Source organism: Rhizobium sp. Rhizsp42 (assembly GCF_047304155.1).
In the GTDB taxonomy this organism is placed as follows: domain Bacteria; phylum Pseudomonadota; class Alphaproteobacteria; order Rhizobiales; family Rhizobiaceae; genus Rhizobium.
The window spans coordinates 1-251 of record NZ_JBGLYS010000178.1 but is presented as its reverse complement, the minus strand read 5'-3'; the positions used below and the strand labels follow the sequence as shown (position 1 = coordinate 251).

General features: G+C 65.3%; 1 protein-coding gene. It reads left to right on the top strand.

What is annotated here, in order from left to right; genetic code table 11:
* Window positions 1–251 (top strand): flagellin (locus ACCD05_RS32000; RefSeq protein ID WP_413397710.1); only part of this gene is annotated, 251 nt, incomplete at both ends.

Below are 251 nucleotides of genomic sequence, written 5' to 3'. Positions count from 1 at the left end.
CAATCAAGATCGCCGATGCCGCCCTGGCCAAGGTCAACGACCAGCGCGCCCAGCTCGGCGCACTGCAGTCGCGCTTCAGCTCGGCGATTTCGAACCTGCAGTCGTCGACCGAGAACCTGTCGGCATCGCGCAGCCGTATCGTCGACACCGACTTCGCTTCGGAAACCGCGAACATGACCCGCGGCCAGATCCTGCAGCAGGCCGGCACCTCGATGCTGGCCCAGGCAAACTCGCTGCCGAACGGTGTCCTG